Origin of the sequence: Cupriavidus sp. SK-3, assembly GCF_000611145.1 — a bacterium.
GTDB lineage: Bacteria > Pseudomonadota > Gammaproteobacteria > Burkholderiales > Burkholderiaceae > Cupriavidus.
Genome location: NZ_JFJV02000235.1, coordinates 38,816 through 56,073 on the forward strand (window position 1 = coordinate 38,816; position 17,258 = coordinate 56,073).

Below are 17,258 nucleotides of genomic sequence, written 5' to 3' on the forward strand. Positions count from 1 at the left end.
TGCCGTCCGATACCCTGCCCGTCCTGTCCAGATGCGCCTCGCAGGCCAGGCCGGCTAGTGCGGGATTCAGCCGCCGTCGGCCTTGCGCCGGGCTTTTTCTTCCAGGCCGGACAAGCCTTCGCGGCGGGCCAGTTCGTTGACCACGTCGGCCGGCTGCATGCCAAAGCGGGACAGAAGCACCATGCTATGGAACCAGAGATCGGCCACCTCGTACACCACCTTGGAGACCGACTCCTGGCTCAGCCCCGCGGCGCGGGCATCCTTGGCGGCCATCACGGTTTCGGTGGCTTCCTCGCCGATCTTCTTCAGGATGGCGTCGTCGCCCTTGTGAAACAGGCGCGCCACATAGGATTTATCCGGATCGCCGCCGTTCTCGGGCTTGCGCGATTCCAGCACGCTGGCCAGGCGGGCAAGCATATCGGCGCTGCTCAGCTGTTCGTCGCTCATGGCTTGGCTGCGTAAATGGTGGACGGATCCTTGAGGACGGGCTCCACGGTCTGCCAGTCGCCGTTGTCGGCATCGCCATCGAACTTCTGGAAGAAGCAGGAGTGGCGCCCGGTATGGCAGGCGATGCCGTCGTTCTGCGTGACCTTGAGCAAGACCACGTCTTCGTCGCAGTCGAGGCGGATTTCATGCACCTTTTGCACGTGGCCGGATTCCTCGCCCTTGTGCCACAGGCGCTTGCGCGAGCGCGACCAGAACACGGCCTCGCCGATCTCCACGGTGCGCTGCAGCGCCTCGCGGTTCATGAACGCGAACATCAGCACGTCGTTCGAGCCGACTTCCTGGACAATCACCGGCACCAGGCCGTTGTCGTCCCACTTAACCTTGTTGAGCCACTTCTTTGCCATGTCGGTTCGCCGTGTTCAGATTCGCACCGGAATGCCCTCGCGGGCCATGAATGCTTTTGCTTCGCCAACGGTGTGCTGGCCGTAGTGGAAGATGCTGGCGGCCAGCACCGCATCGGCGTGTCCCAGCTTGATGCCGTCGGCCAGGTCCTGCAGTCCGCCCACGCCGCCCGAAGCGATCACCGGGATGGACACCGCATCGCTGACGGCACGGGTGAGTTCGAGATCGAAGCCGCTCTTGGTACCGTCGCGGTCCATGCTGGTGAGCAGCAGTTCGCCCGCTCCGCGGGCGGCCATCTCGCGCGCCCATGCCACTGCGTCCAGCCCGGTGGCCTTGCGCCCGCCATGGGTGAAGACCTCCCAGCGTGCCGGCTCGCCTGGCGCGGAACTGCGTTTGGCGTCGATCGCGACGACGATGCACTGCGAGCCGTAGCGCGCCGTGGCGTCCGACACCAGTTGCGGGTTGGCGATGGCCGAGGAATTGACGCTGATCTTGTCCGCGCCGGCATTGAGCAGGCGCCGCACGTCTTCCACGGCGCGCACGCCGCCGCCCACCGTCAGCGGGATAAAGACCTGGGAGGCGACCGCCTCGATGATGTGCAGAATCAGGTCGCGCCCGTCGCTGGTCGCGGTGATGTCGAGGAAAGTGATTTCATCGGCGCCCTGCTCGTCATAGCGGCGGGCGATCTCGACCGGATCGCCAGCGTCACGCAATTCGACGAAGTTGACACCCTTGACCACCCGCCCGTTGGTCACATCGAGGCAGGGGATGATACGTTTGGCTAGCATGAGATTCCTTGCCCGCCACGGCGCCTGCCCTTGCGGGGACGCCGGCGGCTGCAATTGTCGCGCGCAAGGCGCGTTGTCTTACTGCTCGGCGCCGAGCTTGTCGGCAAGCGCCTGGGCTTCGGCGAAATTGAGATCGCCCGAATAGATCGCGCGGCCGCAGATGACGCCTTCGACGCCGTCCTTTTGCACGCTGCACAGGCGTTCGATATCGGTGAGGTTGTGCAGCCCGCCGCTGGCGATCACCGGGATCGTTGCCGACTGCGCCAGTTTGACGGTGGCATCGATGTTGATGCCCTGCAGCATGCCGTCGCGGCCGATGTCGGTGTAGATGATGGCTTCCACGCCGTAGTCCTCGTACTTGCGCGCGAGGTCGGCAACCTCGTGGCCGGTCAGCTTGCTCCAGCCATCCGTGGCGACCTTGCCTTCACGGGCATCCAGGCCGACGATGATGTGGCCGCCGAACGCCGTGCAGGCGTCCTTGAGGAACCCGGGATTCTTGACCGCCGCCGTGCCGATGATGACGTACGACAGGCCGCCGTCGAGCCAGCGCTCGATGGTGTTCAGGTCGCGGATGCCGCCGCCGAGCTGGATCGGGATCTCATCGCCCACCTCGGCGATGATGGCCTTGATGGCAGCTTCATTGCGGGGCTTGCCCACGAACGCACCATTGAGGTCGACCAGGTGCAGGCGCCGTGCGCCCTGCTCCACCCAGTGACGTGCCATGGCGGCGGGATCTTCGGAAAAGACGGTGGCCTGGTCCATGTCGCCTTGTTTAAGGCGTACACATTGACCGTCCTTCAGGTCGATGGCCGGAATGAGCAACATAAGTGTGACGAGCGTGTTTGAGTGAAAGAGAAAGTTGAACTAGCCAGCGTAGCCGGTCAGCCCTGTCCCAAAAAAGCCACTATCGACGTTCAGGGATTCCAGTGCACGAAGTTCCGGTACAGCTGCAAGCCCATGGCGGCGCTCTTTTCCGGGTGGAACTGCGTGGCAAAAATATTATCGCGCGCCACCGCGCTCGTAAATAAGACGCCATATTCCGTTTCGCCAGCAATATGCGCCGGATCCTGCGCATGCACGTAGTAGCTGTGCACGAAATAGAACCAGCTTTCATCGGGGATGCCAGCCCACAGCGGATGGGGGCGCGTTTGCTTCACGCGGTTCCAGCCCATCTGCGGCACCTTGTAGCGCGAACCGTCCGGCTGGGTCATGCCTTCCAGTTCGAAGCGGATCACCTCGCCGGGCAAGAGGCCCAGGCAGGGCGTACGGCCACCGTCCGTTCTACTTTCCTTGCTGTAGTCGAACAGCATCTGTTCGCCAACGCACACTCCCAGCATCGGCTTGCTGGCGGCGGCCTCGATCACGGCCTGTTGCAGGCCCGAGGCGCCCAGTGCGCTCATGCAGTCGGGCATCGCACCCTGGCCTGGCAGTACCACGCGGTCCGCCGCGCGGATCGCCTCCGGCTGGTCCACCACCTGCACGTCCGCTTCCGGCGCCGCGGCACGCAAGGCCTGCGCTACCGAGCGCAGGTTGCCCATGCCGTAATCCACAATTGCTATGGTAGTCATGATTTCAAAACAGGCAACAATGTCTTCAGCCCGTCCACAATGAATTCTACGGCCAGCGCCGACAGGATCAGCCCCATCAGGCGCGTGCCGATATTGATGCCGGTGCGCCCGATCACACGCGCGATCGGGTCCGCGGCGCGGAACACTATATATACCACTGCGCCAAGCGCGATCCCGATCCCGACCAGAATCAGCAACTGGTACCAGTGCTGGGTCTTGCCGGCATAGACGATCACCGTGCTGATCGAACCAGGCCCGGTCAGCAAGGGCAGCGCCAGCGGCACTACCGCGATACTGGCCTTGGCTTCCGCCTCGTCCTCTTCCTCGGGCGTCGCCTTGGTGCGGCCGGTCTGGGCATTCAGCATGTTCATCGCCATCATGATCATGATGAGGCCCCCGCCCACCTGCAGCGAGGCCACCGAGATATTGAAGAACTCGATGATCTGCTGGCCCAGCAAGGCGGAGATGCCTACCACCGTCGCCACCGAGATCGACGCGATCTTGATGGTATGCCGCTTTTCTTCTTCAGTCTGCTGGGTGGTCAGGCTAATGAAGAACGGAATCGCCCCGATCGGGTTGATCAGCGCCAGCAGCGAAATAAACGACTTAAGCGTATCCATCGGGTTGGGCGAATGTCGCGCTAATGTCGCGTAAGTACCGCGTTGATCGAAAGTTCTCGCCGGTGCAGCAGAACGTACGCACCGGCACGCGAGAGGTAGCGCGTCGGCGAGGTTCAGCCGACGAGGGTGCCCTTGGTCGACGGAATCGTGTTGCCCGCGCGGGGATCCATTTCCACCGCCATGCGCAACGCCCGGCCGAAGGCCTTGAACACGGTTTCGCACTGGTGGTGGGCATTGATGCCGCGCAGGTTGTCGATATGCAGCGTCACCGCGGCATGATTGACGAAGCCGCGGAAGAACTCGATGGTGAGGTCGACGTCGAAGCTGCCCACCCGAGCGCGGGTGAACGGTACGTGGAATTCCAGGCCGGGACGGCCGGAGAAGTCGATCACCACGCGCGACAGGCATTCGTCCAGCGGCACATAGCTATGGCCGTAGCGGGTGATGCCTTTCTTGTCGCCGATGGCCTTGGCGACCGCCTGGCCGAGCGCGATGCCGACGTCTTCCACCGTGTGGTGGTCATCGATATGGGTATCGCCGCTGGCTTCGACTTCGAGGTCGAACATGCCATGGCGGGCAATCTGATCCAGCATGTGGTCGAGGAACGGCACGCCGGACGCCAGTTTCTGGCGGCCGGTGCCATCGAGATTCAATGAAACGCGGATCTGCGTTTCCGATGTATTGCGGGTGACCTCTGCAACACGCATGGTGTTAATCCTGCAACGCCGCCTGGAAGGCAGCGAGAAATTGCGCGTTCTCTTCGGGAGTGCTGACCGTGACGCGCAGACAGTTGGCCAGCAATGGGTGCATTTTACCCACGTTCTTGATCAATACCTTGCGCGCAAGCACGCCTTCGAACACACGAGCGGAATCCGCCACGCGCACCAGCAGGAAATTGGCCGCGCTGGGGAACACCGTCACGCCCGGCAAGCCTGCCAGGGCATCGGCCACGGTGGCGCGCTCGGCACGCAGTTGCGCGGCCTGCTGGTCGAGCACATCGACATGCTCGAGCACGAACAGCGCCGTGGCCTCGGTCAGCACATTGACGTTGTACGGCGGGCGCACCTTGTCGATCTGCGACAGCCACTCCGGCGCGCCGGCCAGGTAGCCCAGCCGGATGCCGGCCAGGCCCAGCTTGGAAACGGTGCGCATCACCAACAGGTTGCCGAACTCGGCCAGGCGCGGCATCCAGGTGTCCTGGGCGAACGGCTGGTAGGCTTCGTCAACCACCACCAGGCTCTGGCAGACCTCGCCCTGGGCGGCGCGCACGATGGCTTCCATATCGGCCGCGTCGAACAGGTTGCCGGTGGGATTGTTCGGGTAGGCCAGGTAGACGATGGCGGGCTGGTGCTCGGCCATTGCCGCCAGCATGGCGGCGCGGTCCAGCGTGAAGTCCGCGTTGAGCGGCACGCCGACGAATTCGAGCCCGGCGAACTGGGCCGACATGGCATACATGACAAAGCCTGGCACCGGTGCCAGCACCTTGGCGCCCGGCTTGGCTACCGCCAGCGCCAGCATGCTGATGATCTCGTCCGAGCCGTTGCCCAGCAGCACATCCATGCCCGCCGGCACGTCCATCACCGCCTTCAAGCGCGCGCGCAGCGCTTCGCTGCTGGGCACCGGATAGCGGTTGAGCGCTACCTCGGCCAGCCGCGCGGCCAGCTTGTCTCGCAGTGCGTCGGGCAGGCGGTAGGGATTCTCCATCGCGTCCAGCTTTACCAGACCGTGCGAATCCGGCACATGGTAGGCGCCCATGGCGCGTACGTCGTCACGGATGATGCGTTCGATCAGGGAAGGCTGCACTACGGACATGGGATTTACCTCTTGGGTCGACTTGGATTGGTGGTTTCTGGCCGGCTCGCGGACAAACCCGGGCGCCGGCCGCTATTGCCTCAGTTGCGCCTGAGGCGGTATTCAGCGCTGCGGGCATGTGCCTGCAAGCCTTCGCCGTAGGCCAGTTCGGCGGCGATCTGGCCAAGCATCTGCGCGCCCTGCTCGCTCACCTCGATCAGGCTCGAGCGCTTCTGGAAGTCGTACACGCCCAGCGGCGACGAGAAGCGCGCGGTGCGCGAGGTGGGCAGCACGTGATTCGGCCCGGCGCAGTAGTCGCCCAGCGACTCGCTCGTATAGCGGCCCAGGAAGATGGCGCCGGCATGGCGGATCTTCTCGGCCCAGTGGCGCGGGTTCTCGGCGGAAATCTCCAGGTGCTCCGGCGCGATCGCGTTGGCGATCTCGCAAGCCTCGTCCATATCGCGTACCCGGATCAGCGCCCCGCGCCCGGACAGCGAGGCACGGATCACGTCGCGGCGCGGCATGGACTCGAGCTGCCGGTGGATGCTTTCCTCCACCTGGGCCAGGTAGTTGGAGTCCGGGCACAGCAGGATGGATTGCGCGAGTTCGTCATGCTCGGCTTGCGAGAACAGGTCCATCGCCACCCAGTCGGGGTCGGTGGTGCCGTCGCAGATCACCAGAATTTCGGATGGGCCGGCGATCATGTCAATGCCGACGGTGCCGAACACGCGGCGCTTGGCCGCCGCCACATAGGCGTTGCCCGGGCCGACGATCTTGTCGACCTGGGGCAGCGTGGCGGTGCCATAGGCCAGCGCCCCGATCGCCTGCGCGCCACCGATGGTGAACACGCGGTCCACGCCGGCGATCTGCGCTGCGGCCAGCACCAGTTCGTTACGCACGCCGCCCGGCGTGGGCACGACCATGATGACTTCCTTGACGCCGGCCACGCGCGCGGGAATCGCGTTCATCAGCACGGACGACGGATACGCCGCCTTGCCGCCCGGCACGTAGATGCCGACGCGGTCCAGCGGGGTCACCTTTTGCCCCAGCACAGTGCCGTCGGACTCGGTGTACTCCCAGCTATGGCTGCCGCACTCGATCTTCTGCTTCTCGTGGTAAGCGCGCACGCGCGCCGCCGCGGTTTCCAGCGCAGCGCGGCGTTTGGGCTCGAGTTCGTCGAGCGCGGCCTCGAGCTTGGCCGGCGACACTTCCAGCGCGCCCATGGCGCCGGCATCGACGCGGTCGAAACGCTGCGTGTACTCCAGCACTGCGGCATCGCCGCGGGTCTTTACATCGGCGAGGATCTGCGCGACGGCTCGATCGATCGCTTCGTCTTCACTGGCTTCGAAGGCCAGCACCTCGCGCAGCTCGGCCGCGAAGCGCGGCTCGGTCGAATCCAGCCGGCGGATTTCCAGGTTTTCCATAGAATTTTCGTTCATGACTCCATTCCCCAGGCCCAGCTCGCGCGGCATCAAACCAGCGCGGCGGAGGCCCGTTCAAACGCGTCGAGAATCGGGGCTAGCCGCTCACGCTTGAGTTTGAGGGCAGCCTGGTTGACCACCAGGCGCGACGATATCTGCACGATCTCTTCCACTTCGACCAGGTTGTTGGCGCGCAAGGTCCCGCCGGTGCTGACCAGGTCGACGATGGCGTCGGCCAGTCCCACCAGGGGCCCGAGTTCCATCGAGCCATACAGCTTGATCAGGTCCACGTGCACGCCCTTCTTGGCGAAGTGCTCGCGCGCGGTCTGCACATATTTGGTGGCCACGGCCAGCCTCGCGCCCTGGCGCACGGCGCTGGCGTAGTCGAAACCGGCCGAGGTCGCCACCGACATGCGGCACTTGGCGATATTCAGGTCGATCGGCGCATACAGCCCGGCCATGCCGTGCTCCATCAGCACGTCCTTGCCGGCCACGCCGAAATCGGCCGCACCATATTGCACGTAGGTCGGCACATCCGAGGCGCGCACGATGATGACGCGCACGTCCGGATCGGAGGTGGGCAGGATCAGCTTGCGCGAGGTTTCCGGATCCTCGGTGACGTGGATGCCGGCCGCTTCCAGCAGCGGCATGGTTTCGGTGAAGATCCGGCCCTTGGAGAGGGCCAGGGTCAACTGGGTCGGGGAGGGGCTCATCTGCGTCCTTGTGTCTTTTCTTGCGCGCTCAGGCGATGCGGCGGATCTTGGCGCCCACGGCCGACAGCTTGTCTTCCATGCGGTCATAGCCGCGGTCCAGGTGGTAGATGCGATCGATCACGGTTTCGCCCTCGGCGACCAGCCCGGCGATGACCAGGCTGGCGGAGGCACGCAGATCGGTCGCCATCACCTTGGCGCCGGACAGCCGGGGCACGCCGGTGACAACCGCGGTATTGCCTTCGACCGCGATATCGGCGCCCAACCGGTTGAGCTCCTGCACGTGCATGAAGCGGTTTTCGAAAATGGTTTCGGTGATACGGGCCACGCCGTTGGCGACACTGTTCAGCGCCATGAACTGCGCCTGCATATCGGTCGGGAAGGCCGGGTATTCGGAGGTGCGGAAACTCACCGCCTGCGGGCGCCGGGCCATCTGCAAACGGATCCAGTCGTCACCGGTTTCGATGCTGGCGCCGGCTTCGCGCAGCTTGTCGAGCACGGTGTCCAGGATGCCCGGCTGCACGCCGCGCAGCACCACATCGCCAAGCGTGGCGGCGGCGGCGCACAGGAAGGTGCCGGCCTCGATGCGGTCGGCGATTACGGCGTGGCTCGCACCGTGCAGGCGCTCCACGCCCCGCACCACCAGACGGTCGGTGCCGATGCCCTCGATCCGGGCGCCCATCTTGACCAGCAGGTTGGCAAGATCGGTCACTTCCGGCTCGCGCGCGGCGTTTTCCAGCACGGTTTCGCCGTCGGCCAGGGTAGCGGCCATCAGCAGGTTCTCGGTGCCGGTCACGGTGATCATGTCGGTGACCACGCGCGCACCCTTCAGGCGGCTGGCGCGGGCATGGATAAAGCCGTGCTCGATGCTGATCTCGGCGCCCATGGCCTGCAAGCCCTTGATGTGCTGGTCGACCGGACGCGCGCCAATGGCGCAGCCGCCAGGCAGCGATACGCGCGCCTCGCCGAAGCGCGCCACCAGCGGACCCAGCACCAGGATCGAGGCGCGCATGGTCTTGACCAGTTCGTAGGGGGCCTCGGGCGAATTCACGTCGGCGCCATTCAGCGTGACGCGCGCGCCGTCCTGCTCCGCCTTCACGCCCATCTGGCGCAGCAGCTTGAGCGTGGTACGCACGTCCTGCAGGTTGGGCACATTGTCCAGCGTAACGGTATCGGCCGTGAGCAGCCCTGCGCACAGGATCGGCAGCGCAGCGTTCTTGGCGCCGGAGACGCGGATCTCGCCTCGCAGCGGGCCATTGCCCTGGATCTCGAGTTTGTCCATGTTCAGTCGTTTCAGGCCGGCTGCCCAAAGGCGTCCGGCGTCATTCATTTCGCTCCCCGCCTGTGCATCAAAATGCACAACCGCGGCATCTGGTACCCGAGGCCGCCGCGTTGCGGGACGACCTGCTTGTCACGTCCGGCCTGTCGGGCGGCCAGCTTGTTGGTCCGTCTTACTTGGCCTGGCCCGCCTGCGCCTGCCACTCGGCCGGCGTCAGCGTCTTCATCGACAGCGCGTGGATCTCGGCGCGCATGCGGTCGCCCAGCGCGGCGTAGACCCGCTGGTGCCGCTGGATCAGGCGCTTGCCGTCGAATTCGGCGCTGACGATGGTGGCAAAGAAGTGCTGGCCGTCGCCTTCCACTTCCAGGTGTTCGCAGGAGAGGCCTTGGGCGATGTAGTCCCTGACTTGTTGGGGTGTAGGCAGCATGATTGTCTTTTCGCTTTGTTTCTCTGTGTGTCGCGTCGGTTCGCTTGTGGGTTCGGCGGGGCAGACGCCCCCTCAGTGGCGCAGCTTGTAGCCGCTCTTGAGCAGCTGCAGCGCTATCGCCGCGAGCACCACGAAAGCTGTACCCACTACTGCGAGACTGAAGGCCGGCGCCACGTCGGAGACACCGAAAAAGCCGTAGCGGAAGCCGTCGATCATGTAGAAGAACGGGTTGGCGTGCGACACCGCCTGCCAGAAGGGAGGCAGCGAGTGGATCGAGTAGAAGACGCCGGAAAGGAAGGTCGCCGGCATGATCAGGAAGTTCTGGAAGGCCGCGAGCTGGTCGAACTTCTCGGCCCAGATTCCCGCGATCAGCCCCAGCGTGCCAAGGATCGCCGCGCCCAGCAAGGCAAACAGCAGGATCCAGCCGATATTGGCGAAATGCAGGTTGGCGAACCAGGCCGTCACCAGCAGCACGCCCAGGCCCACGGCCAGGCCGCGCACGATGGAAGCCACCACGTAGGCACCAAACATTTCCCAGTGCGACAGCGGCGGCAGCATGATGAACACCAGGTTGCCGGTGATCTTGGACTGGATCAGCGACGACGAGCTATTGGCGAAGGCATTCTGCAGCACGCTCATCATCACCAGGCCCGGCACCAGGAAGGCGGTATAGCTGATCTGGTCGTACACCTTCACGCGGTTTTCCAGCACGTGGCCGAAAATCAGCAGGTACAGGATCGCGGTCAGCACCGGCGCCGCCACGGTCTGGAAGCTGACCTTCCAGAAGCGCAGCACTTCCTTGTAAAGAAGAGTGCGGAAGCCCACCAGGCCACCCACCGCCATCGGTGCGAGGTGCGTGTTGATGGCGTCCTGGGTGCCGTCGAATTCGGTTGGCATCTTCATGCTGCGGCCTCCACCGCCGTATCCGGCAGTGCGCCCGGCATATGGCCTTCACGCCGCATGATCTGCACGAACACGTCCTCCAGGTCGGCCTTGTTGATTTCCATGTCTTCGATCTCGCAACCGGCCTCGCGGCAGGCGGCCAGGATCGGCTCCACCGCCGGATAACCCGACAGCCGCAGCCGAACCGCGCGCTCGCCGGGGTTGGCGGGCATGCGCAGCGGTTCAAGCTCGGCGGGCAGGGCACCCCTGGAGAACGTCAGCATCAGCTGCAGCCCTGCGAATTGGCTCAGCAGGTTGCTGGTGCGGTCCAGCGCCACCACCTCGCCGAACTTGAGCATGGCGATGCGATCGCACAACGCCTCGGCTTCTTCCAGGTAGTGCGTGGTGAGAATGATGGTGTGGCCCTCGCGATTCAGCCGCGAGATGAACTTCCACAGGGTCTGGCGCAGTTCCACGTCGACCCCGGCGGTCGGCTCGTCGAGCACGATGACCGGCGGCCGGTGCACCAGGGCCTGGGCCACCAGCACGCGCCGCTTCATGCCGCCGGAAAGCTGGCGCATATTGGCGTCGGCCTTGTTGGTGAGATCCAGGTTGGCCATGATCTCGTCGATCCAGTCGTCGTTGCGGGTCAATCCGAAATAGCCGGACTGCAGGCGCAGCGTCTCGCGCACCGTGAAGAAGGGATCGAAGACCAGTTCCTGCGGCACCACGCCCAGCATGCGCCGCGCCAGGCGGTAATCGGACACCACGTCGTGACCGAGCACGCTGACGCTGCCGGAATCGGCGCGGTTCAGGCCTGCCAGGATGGAGATCAGCGTGGTCTTGCCTGCACCGTTGGGGCCGAGCAGGCCGAAGAATTCGCCGCGCTCGACGGTGAAGCTGACACCCTTCAGCGCTTGCAGGTTGCGGTAGCGCTTGCGAACGTCTTTGAGTTCGATGGCTTTCATGGCCGGATACTGTTTGGCAGGCGCGTCGGGCTTTTCAGCCTCGCACGCCGGCCTCCTTGAAATGGCGGGGACCGCCTGGGTGCTTCGACCGTGTCTTGTCCGTGCCTTATATGCCGGAACGGTCGAACAACCCGGAATTATAGGGGATACGGGAGTAGTCCCGCTTTGAGCGCGAGGCGTGGCGCGAGCCATCGCCCGGGCATCGCTGTAGCAAGCGCAGGTCAGCAGCTTGCCACGGATGCCGGTTCAATGTCGGTGGGAAAGGGTGCCTTGCGTGCCTTGGGCACCCGCCTGGGGTACCAGTTGCAGCAGGGATTCGACGCCATACAGTGCGGCCAGCTCGGTGAGTTGTGCCGGTACGCCAATAATTTCGAGCGACTTGCCGCGGCTGGCGGCGTCACGTTGCCAGGCCAGCAGCACGGCGACAGCCGCGGAATCGACCTGGACCAGGCCGCTGCAGTCGACCCGGGCTTCACCCTGGGCCAGGCGTGCCAGGCCGTCACGCAGCACGGCGGCGGCGTTGCGGTTGGTCAGCGAGGTGTCGAGCGATAGCATCTGGCAGCGGTCCGGGGATGCGGGTCTGGAAAAAAGCACTCCCGCAGGTGCGGGAGCGCTCATTGTAGATCAGTTCGGCCAGTCACGCTGCGCCGGAGGCGGCGCGGCGCGCGGGCCTGCCGGTCAGTTCTTGGCGTTGGCGAGCTGGCGGTTGCGGTCTTGCAGTGTCTTGATCACGCCGTCCACGCCCTGCTGGCCCACGATCGTGTTGAAGCTGCCCTTGTAGGCCTCGGTCAGCCAGGCACCCAGCACATTGATGTCATAGACCTTCCAGCCTTGCGGTGTCTTTTCCAGGCGGTAGTCCAGCTGGATCGGCTCCCCCTTGTTGATGACCTGGGTGCGGATGGTGGCGTCGGTATCCTCCGGGCTGCCGCGGTACGGGCGGAACTGCACGGTCTGGTCGCGAATCTGCGCGATGGCGCCGGAGTAGGTACGGATCAGCAGCGTCTTGAACTCGTCGGCAATCTGCTTTTGCTGCTCCGGCGTAGCCTTGGACCAGTTACGGCCCATGGCGATCTGCGTGGTCTTCTGGAAGTTCGCGTTGGGGAGGATCTTCTGCTCCACCAGCGCGGAGATCTTGGTGATATTCCCGGCCTGCATGTCCTTGTCCGCCTTGACGGAGGCCATCACGTCGCCGACCACGGCCTTGACCAGGCCATCGGGCGTGCTGGCATCCTGCGTTTGGGCATGGGCGGCACCGGCAAAGGCAACCACGGTAAGAAAAGGCAGCAAGAGTCGCTTCAGCATCATATTGTCCTTATCAATCGAACGCACCGGTCACCGGCTACGGCAACCTTGCGTGTCCCGGCATCAAGGCCGGTAATGGTCACGCGCCGAGTTGGAGTTCGGGCGAGCCGGGGGAGTTCGCAGCGCCAGGGACTCCGACGCCACATTTACATAATTTGTTGCACCGCTCACAGCCATGACACGCGCGCGGCCCGGCATACTCAACGGCCAAAGCGAATGCCGCCCGGCATCTGCACCGGTGGCGTGGGCAGCGTCTGGTTTTCCTGCCTGGTGTCGGACGGCTCGTCTGCCGGCGCGGTGTCGTCGCTCTCCGGCGGGTTGCCATCATAGATCTGGTACTCGCGGCGCTGCAGGTAGGCGTCGCGCAGGAACGCATATTTGTCGAGCGCCGCCATCTCGATCAGGCCGGAAGCGCCGAGCAGCGAGGCCCGGGTGTTGACGACACGCACCCCGAACAGCGAGTTGCGAAGCCAGACGGGATCGAGGTACGCCGACGGATCGATCTGGCGGTCCACCAGCATGCCTGCGGTATCGCGCACCGAACTCGGCCCGAAAAGCGGCAGCACCAGGTAAGGTCCGGCCGGCACGCCCCATACGCCCAGCGTCTGCCCGAAGTCTTCCTTGTATTTGGGCAGCCCGGCAGGGGTGGCGATGTCAATCAGGCCGCCGAGACCCAGCACACTGTTCATGGCCACGCGCATGGTGTCTTCCACGGCGCGGGCGGGCTTGCCCTGCAGCAGGTTGTTGACAGCCGAGTAGACATCGCTGACGTTGGAGAAAGCGTTGTCTATCCCGGTACGGATCGGCGACGGAATGAAGTCCGTGTACAACTCGGCGACCGGGCGCAACACGCCCTTGTCGAAGTCGTCGTTGATCTTGAAGACTTCCCGGTTGAAGGGTTCGAGGGGATCTTTCGGGTTGGCGGTCGGGCCGCTCGCGCAACCTGCCATCAAACCCGCTGCCAACACTGCCAGCAACCAATTTCGCCCCGCGCACCAGCGCGCGGCGACACGGTCGCCATTCATTTCAGCCCCCCTGCCGCGCCGCTGGCGGCGCCCGCGGCACCCCCGCCAGCGTTGTTGCCGCCGGCACCGGCGTCGGCAGCCTTGTTATACAGGAACTGCCCGATCAGGTTTTCCAGCACCACGGCCGATTGCGTCATTGTGATGCGCGAACCCTCGGCCAGCATGGCGGAATCGCCACCCGCCTCAAGACCCAGGTATTGCTCGCCCAGCAAGCCGGAGGTCAGGATTTTTGCCGAAGTGTCCTTGGGGAACTGGTAGCGCTTTTCCAGGTTGAGCGTCACGGTCGCCTGGTAGGTCTTGTCGTCGAAGCGGATGTCGGCCACCCGCCCTACCACCACGCCGGCGCTCTTCACCGGCGCGCGCGGCTTCAGGCCGCCGATATTATCGAAGCGCGCCTGCACGGAGTAGGTCTCCTGGAACGACAGCGAGCTCATGTTGCCGGCCTTCAGCGCCAGGAACAGCAGCGCCACGAAACCCGCCACAACAAACAGCCCAACCCAGAAATCGAGTGTATTTCTTTTCATCTGCGTCTCTTCTTCAAGTACTCCGGCTCCGGCGACCGCACCGGCAGGTCAGCTGAACATCAGCGCAGTCAGCAGGAAATCCAGCGCCAGCACGGCCAGCGAGGCAATCACGACGGTACGCGTGGTGGCGCGCGACACACCTTCCGGCGTGGGCTTGGCCTGATAGCCCTGGTACAGCGCTATAAACGTCACCGCGACGCCAAAAATGAAGCTCTTTATGACGCCGTTCAGCACGTCATTCCGCACGTCAACCCCGTTCTGCATCTGCGACCAGAACGCGCCCGCATCGACGCCGATCATCTGCACGCCGACCACATAGCCACCGAGGATGCCGACGGCACTGAAAATCGCCGCCAGCACCGGCATGGCCACCACGCCAGCCCAGAAGCGCGGCGCGATCACGCGCTGCAGCGGATTGACCGCCATCATTTCCATGGCCGTGAGCTGTTCGCCGGCCTTCATCAGGCCGATTTCGGCCGTGAGCGACGTACCGGCGCGGCCGGCGAACAACAGCGCCGTCACCACCGGACCCAGTTCGCGTACCAGCGACAGAGCCACGAGCAGGCCGAGCGCCTGCTCGGATCCATAGCGATTTAGCGTGTAATAGCCCTGCAACCCCAGCACGAAGCCGACAAATAAGCCCGATACCGCGATAATCACCAGCGACAGGTTGCCGACGAAGAAAATCTGGTCGATTACCAACCGGAAGCGGCGCAGCAGCGCGGGCGACATCGCCAGCACTGTGAAGAACATGCGGGTGGCATGACCGAGGCCGCTGACCGACTGGCGCACGGCAGAGCCGATGCTTGTGAAGAACCCTATCATCGCCCCGCCCCGCTCGCGAAGTCCTCGGCCAGCGACGGGCCCGGATAGTGGAAGGGCACTGGCCCGTCGGGCTCGGCGTGGACGAACTGGTGCACGAAGGGATCCGTCGAAGCGCGAAGGGCCTCGGGCTCGCCTTCGGCGGCAATGCGGCCGTCGGCAATGAAATAAACGTAGTCGGCGATCAGGAAGGTCTCGTTGACGTCGTGCGACACGATGATGGTGGTGGCGCCAAGCGCGTCATTCAGGCTGCGGATCAGGCGCGCGGTCAGGCCCAGCGAGATCGGGTCGAGTCCCGCGAAGGGCTCGTCATACATCAACAGGGCGGGATCGAGCGCGATCGCGCGCGCCAGCGCAACCCGGCGCGCCATGCCGCCGGAGATCTCCGAGGGCATCAGTTCGCGCGCGCCGCGCAGGCCGACGGCGTTGAGCTTCATCAGCACCAGATCGCGGATCATCGACTCTGGCAAGTCCGTATGTTCGCGCAACGGGAAGGCAACGTTGTCGAACACGGAGAGATCGGTGAACAAGGCGCCAAACTGGAACAGCATGCCCATCTGGCGCCGCACGGCATAGAGGTCATTGCGGTCCAGGGCGGGAATATTGGCACCATTGAAGAGCACTTGTCCCTTCTGCGGCCGGACCTGACCGCCGATCAGGCGCATCACGGTGGTTTTGCCGCAGCCCGAGCCGCCCATGACGGCAACCACCTTGCCGCGCGGGAAGCGCATGCTAAGGCCCGACAGGATAGGCTTGCCATTCGCCATGTAGGCGAAATCGACAGACTGGAGCTCGACGAGGTTTGAGGCGGAATCGGTCACGTTGGCACCGTGTTAGGCAGTCCGCCATTATAAGGGCTACTACCTAGCGGCGGCCGCGCCAGTGTGCCGCAATCCACATCCATGGATCGCAAATAATTGTTTCATCACATTTGACGTGTGCCGGCGCCAGACCTGACGCCACCTAGGGTTCGGTCGGCCCGCCCGTCTGCCGCAAGATCACCTGCCACTGGATCGACTCCGAGCGAATCGCTGTGGCAAACGCCTCGGGCGAGTCCCGCAACGGTGTCAGGCCGGCCGCCAGCAAGCGATCCCGGACCTCGCGCTCGCCCATCACCGCGTCCAGTTCGCTGGCGATCCGCGCCACGATGGGATGCGGCGTCTTGGCCGGGGCAATGACGCCATACCAGGCCCCCGCCCCGTAGCCGTCCAGCCCTGATTCCTGCAGCGTCGGCACGGCGGGCGCGAGTTGCGAACGCGCCACGCCAGTCACGCCCAGCAGACGCAAGTTGCCATTCTTGACGTGGGCCTGTACCGCGGCAAACGAGCAGAAACAGGCGCTGACGCGCCCGGCAAGCATCTCTTGCACCACGGCGCCCTCGCCCTTGGCTATTACCAGCGGCACCCCGTTGGGGACGCCGTGCACAGCGTATTGGGCATAGAGGTGCGAAGGGCTACCGGCCTGGCCGGAGCCATAACTGTAGGCGGCGGGGCTGGCATTGACCGCCGTCAGCCATTGCTGCGGTGTGCGCATCGGCAGGCGCGCATCGATCACAAGGAACAGCGGCATGGTGGCCACGCGCGCCACCGGCGTAAAGTCGCGCACCACGTCATAGGGCACGGGCTCAAGGCCGGGCTGGATCAGCATGGTGGCCTGGTGGAACAGCAAGGTATGCCCGTCGGAGCTCGCCTTGGCCACCACGTCGCCCGCGGTGGTGCCACCCGCGCCGGGCCGGTTATCGACATCGACCGGCACGCCGAGCCGTATCGCCAGCCGCTCGGCCAGCAGGCGCGCCACGGCGTCCGGCACGCCGCCAGCGGGAAAGGGCACGATCAGGCGGATCGGCCGGACAGGAAATGATATGGGGCGGGTGAACGCGGTCTGGGTCGGGGTTGCCTGCGGGGTTGCCGGCCGCGCCTGGACGGGGCCGCCGGTGCCGGCCACCAGGCCGGCAAGGCAAAGCAGCGCGAAGACCCGGAGCCGGGACGCGACGCGCGATGCCATCCCCTGCCAAGGGAAGCAAAAAACAGGCGAAACAAACAGCGGATGCCTGGCACGCAAGTGGGGCTGCTGACCAGCCGGCTTTGCAGCGGGGTGAAGCAACATCGCCTTACCTCGCCAAAGCCGCGAAAAAATGCGCACTTCGGACATCAATTCCTCCGGGCCACGGGCATTGCCGGTGGCATCTCTATCGGCTGAAAAGGGGGGGTTAGCGAGGCAGTCTTTGATTTAATTGTCAGGACATTCTACGAAGATTGCCCAGAGCCGCACAGACCACGTTA

The 17,258-nt window shown here is 64.7% G+C and carries 21 protein-coding genes; all 21 read right to left on the bottom strand.

The genetic code is table 11. The features are described from left to right. Window positions 1-66 precede the first annotated feature (66 nt). Entirely contained in the window at window positions 67-447 is a 381-nt protein-coding gene (locus tag CF70_RS24155) for a phosphoribosyl-ATP diphosphatase (protein WP_035870667.1), read from the bottom strand. Beyond that, a complete protein-coding gene (gene hisI / locus CF70_RS24160; RefSeq protein WP_035870669.1) occupies window positions 444-851 on the bottom strand; it encodes a phosphoribosyl-AMP cyclohydrolase in 408 nt (135 codons plus the stop codon). Before hisI ends, CF70_RS24155 begins: the two co-directional genes overlap by 4 nt. Before the next feature lie 15 nt (window positions 852-866). Next, window positions 867-1,637 carry an imidazole glycerol phosphate synthase subunit HisF gene (hisF, locus tag CF70_RS24165; RefSeq protein WP_035870670.1) on the bottom strand — a complete coding sequence of 257 codons (771 nt, stop codon included), beginning with the start codon at window positions 1,635-1,637 and terminating at the stop codon, window positions 867-869. Window positions 1,638-1,715: 78 nt separating this feature from the next. Further along, window positions 1,716-2,462, bottom strand: a complete 747-nt coding sequence (gene hisA / locus CF70_RS24170; RefSeq protein ID WP_035870672.1) for a 1-(5-phosphoribosyl)-5-[(5-phosphoribosylamino)methylideneamino]imidazole-4-carboxamide isomerase — start codon at window positions 2,460-2,462, stop codon at window positions 1,716-1,718. 89 nt (window positions 2,463-2,551) lie between these two features. Beyond that, on the bottom strand, window positions 2,552-3,205 hold the full coding sequence (gene hisH / locus CF70_RS24175; RefSeq protein ID WP_035870674.1) for an imidazole glycerol phosphate synthase subunit HisH: 654 nt from the start codon (window positions 3,203-3,205) through the stop codon (window positions 2,552-2,554). After that, on the bottom strand, window positions 3,202-3,825 hold the full coding sequence (locus CF70_RS24180) for a YchE family NAAT transporter (protein WP_035870676.1): 624 nt from the start codon (window positions 3,823-3,825) through the stop codon (window positions 3,202-3,204). The genes hisH and CF70_RS24180 overlap by 4 nt, the downstream gene beginning before the upstream one ends. A gap of 113 nt (window positions 3,826-3,938) precedes the next feature. Further along, complete coding sequence (gene hisB, locus CF70_RS24185) at window positions 3,939-4,532, bottom strand: imidazoleglycerol-phosphate dehydratase HisB (RefSeq protein WP_006159655.1); 594 nt, start codon at window positions 4,530-4,532, stop codon at window positions 3,939-3,941. Between the two features lie 4 nt (window positions 4,533-4,536). Beyond that, complete coding sequence (gene hisC, locus CF70_RS24190) at window positions 4,537-5,637, bottom strand: histidinol-phosphate transaminase (RefSeq protein ID WP_035870679.1); 1,101 nt, start codon at window positions 5,635-5,637, stop codon at window positions 4,537-4,539. Window positions 5,638-5,717: 80 nt separating this feature from the next. After that, a complete protein-coding gene (gene hisD, locus CF70_RS24195) occupies window positions 5,718-7,055 on the bottom strand; it encodes a histidinol dehydrogenase (RefSeq protein ID WP_035870798.1) in 1,338 nt (445 codons plus the stop codon). Window positions 7,056-7,087: 32 nt separating this feature from the next. After that, complete coding sequence (gene hisG, locus CF70_RS24200; RefSeq protein ID WP_035870681.1) at window positions 7,088-7,750, bottom strand: ATP phosphoribosyltransferase; 663 nt, start codon at window positions 7,748-7,750, stop codon at window positions 7,088-7,090. 28 nt (window positions 7,751-7,778) lie between these two features. Further along, a complete protein-coding gene (gene murA / locus CF70_RS24205; protein ID WP_035870683.1) occupies window positions 7,779-9,029 on the bottom strand; it encodes a UDP-N-acetylglucosamine 1-carboxyvinyltransferase in 1,251 nt (416 codons plus the stop codon). Window positions 9,030-9,198: 169 nt separating this feature from the next. Continuing rightward, on the bottom strand, window positions 9,199-9,453 hold the full coding sequence (locus CF70_RS24210) for a BolA family protein (RefSeq protein ID WP_035870686.1): 255 nt from the start codon (window positions 9,451-9,453) through the stop codon (window positions 9,199-9,201). Between the two features lie 72 nt (window positions 9,454-9,525). Further along, window positions 9,526-10,296, bottom strand: a complete 771-nt coding sequence (locus tag CF70_RS24215; RefSeq protein WP_152561906.1) for an ABC transporter permease — start codon at window positions 10,294-10,296, stop codon at window positions 9,526-9,528. A 56-nt stretch (window positions 10,297-10,352) separates the two neighbouring features. After that, on the bottom strand, window positions 10,353-11,303 hold the full coding sequence (locus CF70_RS24220) for an ABC transporter ATP-binding protein (protein ID WP_035870689.1): 951 nt from the start codon (window positions 11,301-11,303) through the stop codon (window positions 10,353-10,355). 246 nt (window positions 11,304-11,549) lie between these two features. After that, window positions 11,550-11,858, bottom strand: coding sequence for an STAS domain-containing protein (locus tag CF70_RS24225; RefSeq protein ID WP_051648901.1), 309 nt, complete (start codon window positions 11,856-11,858; stop codon window positions 11,550-11,552). 123 nt (window positions 11,859-11,981) lie between these two features. Beyond that, window positions 11,982-12,605: an MlaC/ttg2D family ABC transporter substrate-binding protein gene (locus CF70_RS24230; protein WP_035870800.1), complete on the bottom strand. Its 624-nt coding sequence runs from the start codon at window positions 12,603-12,605 to the stop codon at window positions 11,982-11,984. A gap of 200 nt (window positions 12,606-12,805) precedes the next feature. Beyond that, a complete protein-coding gene (locus tag CF70_RS24235) occupies window positions 12,806-13,630 on the bottom strand; it encodes an MlaA family lipoprotein (RefSeq protein ID WP_035870692.1) in 825 nt (274 codons plus the stop codon). Further along, window positions 13,627-14,154 carry an outer membrane lipid asymmetry maintenance protein MlaD gene (mlaD, locus tag CF70_RS24240; RefSeq protein WP_035870695.1) on the bottom strand — a complete coding sequence of 176 codons (528 nt, stop codon included), beginning with the start codon at window positions 14,152-14,154 and terminating at the stop codon, window positions 13,627-13,629. The genes CF70_RS24235 and mlaD overlap by 4 nt, the downstream gene beginning before the upstream one ends. 48 nt (window positions 14,155-14,202) lie before the next feature. Beyond that, the gene (gene mlaE, locus CF70_RS24245; protein ID WP_035870697.1) at window positions 14,203-14,979 is read right to left on the bottom strand and encodes a lipid asymmetry maintenance ABC transporter permease subunit MlaE; all 777 of its coding nucleotides are present in this window, start codon (window positions 14,977-14,979) and stop codon (window positions 14,203-14,205) included. Next, window positions 14,976-15,797, bottom strand: coding sequence for an ABC transporter ATP-binding protein (locus tag CF70_RS24250; protein WP_035870699.1), 822 nt, complete (start codon window positions 15,795-15,797; stop codon window positions 14,976-14,978). Before CF70_RS24250 ends, mlaE begins: the two co-directional genes overlap by 4 nt. A gap of 142 nt (window positions 15,798-15,939) precedes the next feature. Beyond that, window positions 15,940-17,127: a tripartite tricarboxylate transporter substrate-binding protein gene (locus tag CF70_RS24255; protein WP_414629474.1), complete on the bottom strand. Its 1,188-nt coding sequence runs from the start codon at window positions 17,125-17,127 to the stop codon at window positions 15,940-15,942. Window positions 17,128-17,258: the final 131 nt, after the last annotated feature.

Coding starts and splice junctions, on each gene's coding strand:
- CF70_RS24155 (WP_035870667.1), bottom strand. CDS start 447: ATGAGCGACGAACAGCTGAGCAGCGCCGATATGCTTGCCCGCCTGGCC.
- hisI (WP_035870669.1), bottom strand. CDS start 851: ATGGCAAAGAAGTGGCTCAACAAGGTTAAGTGGGACGACAACGGCCTG.
- hisF (WP_035870670.1), bottom strand. CDS start 1,637: ATGCTAGCCAAACGTATCATCCCCTGCCTCGATGTGACCAACGGGCGG.
- hisA (WP_035870672.1), bottom strand. CDS start 2,462: ATGTTGCTCATTCCGGCCATCGACCTGAAGGACGGTCAATGTGTACGC.
- hisH (WP_035870674.1), bottom strand. CDS start 3,205: ATGACTACCATAGCAATTGTGGATTACGGCATGGGCAACCTGCGCTCG.
- CF70_RS24180 (WP_035870676.1), bottom strand. CDS start 3,825: ATGGATACGCTTAAGTCGTTTATTTCGCTGCTGGCGCTGATCAACCCG.
- hisB (WP_006159655.1), bottom strand. CDS start 4,532: ATGCGTGTTGCAGAGGTCACCCGCAATACATCGGAAACGCAGATCCGC.
- hisC (WP_035870679.1), bottom strand. CDS start 5,637: ATGTCCGTAGTGCAGCCTTCCCTGATCGAACGCATCATCCGTGACGAC.
- hisD (WP_035870798.1), bottom strand. CDS start 7,055: ATGAACGAAAATTCTATGGAAAACCTGGAAATCCGCCGGCTGGATTCG.
- hisG (WP_035870681.1), bottom strand. CDS start 7,750: ATGAGCCCCTCCCCGACCCAGTTGACCCTGGCCCTCTCCAAGGGCCGG.
- murA (WP_035870683.1), bottom strand. CDS start 9,029: ATGGACAAACTCGAGATCCAGGGCAATGGCCCGCTGCGAGGCGAGATC.
- CF70_RS24210 (WP_035870686.1), bottom strand. CDS start 9,453: ATGCTGCCTACACCCCAACAAGTCAGGGACTACATCGCCCAAGGCCTC.
- CF70_RS24215 (WP_152561906.1), bottom strand. CDS start 10,296: ATGGCGGTGGGTGGCCTGGTGGGCTTCCGCACTCTTCTTTACAAGGAA.
- CF70_RS24220 (WP_035870689.1), bottom strand. CDS start 11,303: ATGAAAGCCATCGAACTCAAAGACGTTCGCAAGCGCTACCGCAACCTG.
- CF70_RS24225 (WP_051648901.1), bottom strand. CDS start 11,858: ATGCTATCGCTCGACACCTCGCTGACCAACCGCAACGCCGCCGCCGTG.
- CF70_RS24230 (WP_035870800.1), bottom strand. CDS start 12,605: ATGCTGAAGCGACTCTTGCTGCCTTTTCTTACCGTGGTTGCCTTTGCC.
- CF70_RS24235 (WP_035870692.1), bottom strand. CDS start 13,630: ATGAATGGCGACCGTGTCGCCGCGCGCTGGTGCGCGGGGCGAAATTGG.
- mlaD (WP_035870695.1), bottom strand. CDS start 14,154: ATGAAAAGAAATACACTCGATTTCTGGGTTGGGCTGTTTGTTGTGGCG.
- mlaE (WP_035870697.1), bottom strand. CDS start 14,979: ATGATAGGGTTCTTCACAAGCATCGGCTCTGCCGTGCGCCAGTCGGTC.
- CF70_RS24255 (WP_414629474.1), bottom strand. CDS start 17,127: ATGTCCGAAGTGCGCATTTTTTCGCGGCTTTGGCGAGGTAAGGCGATG.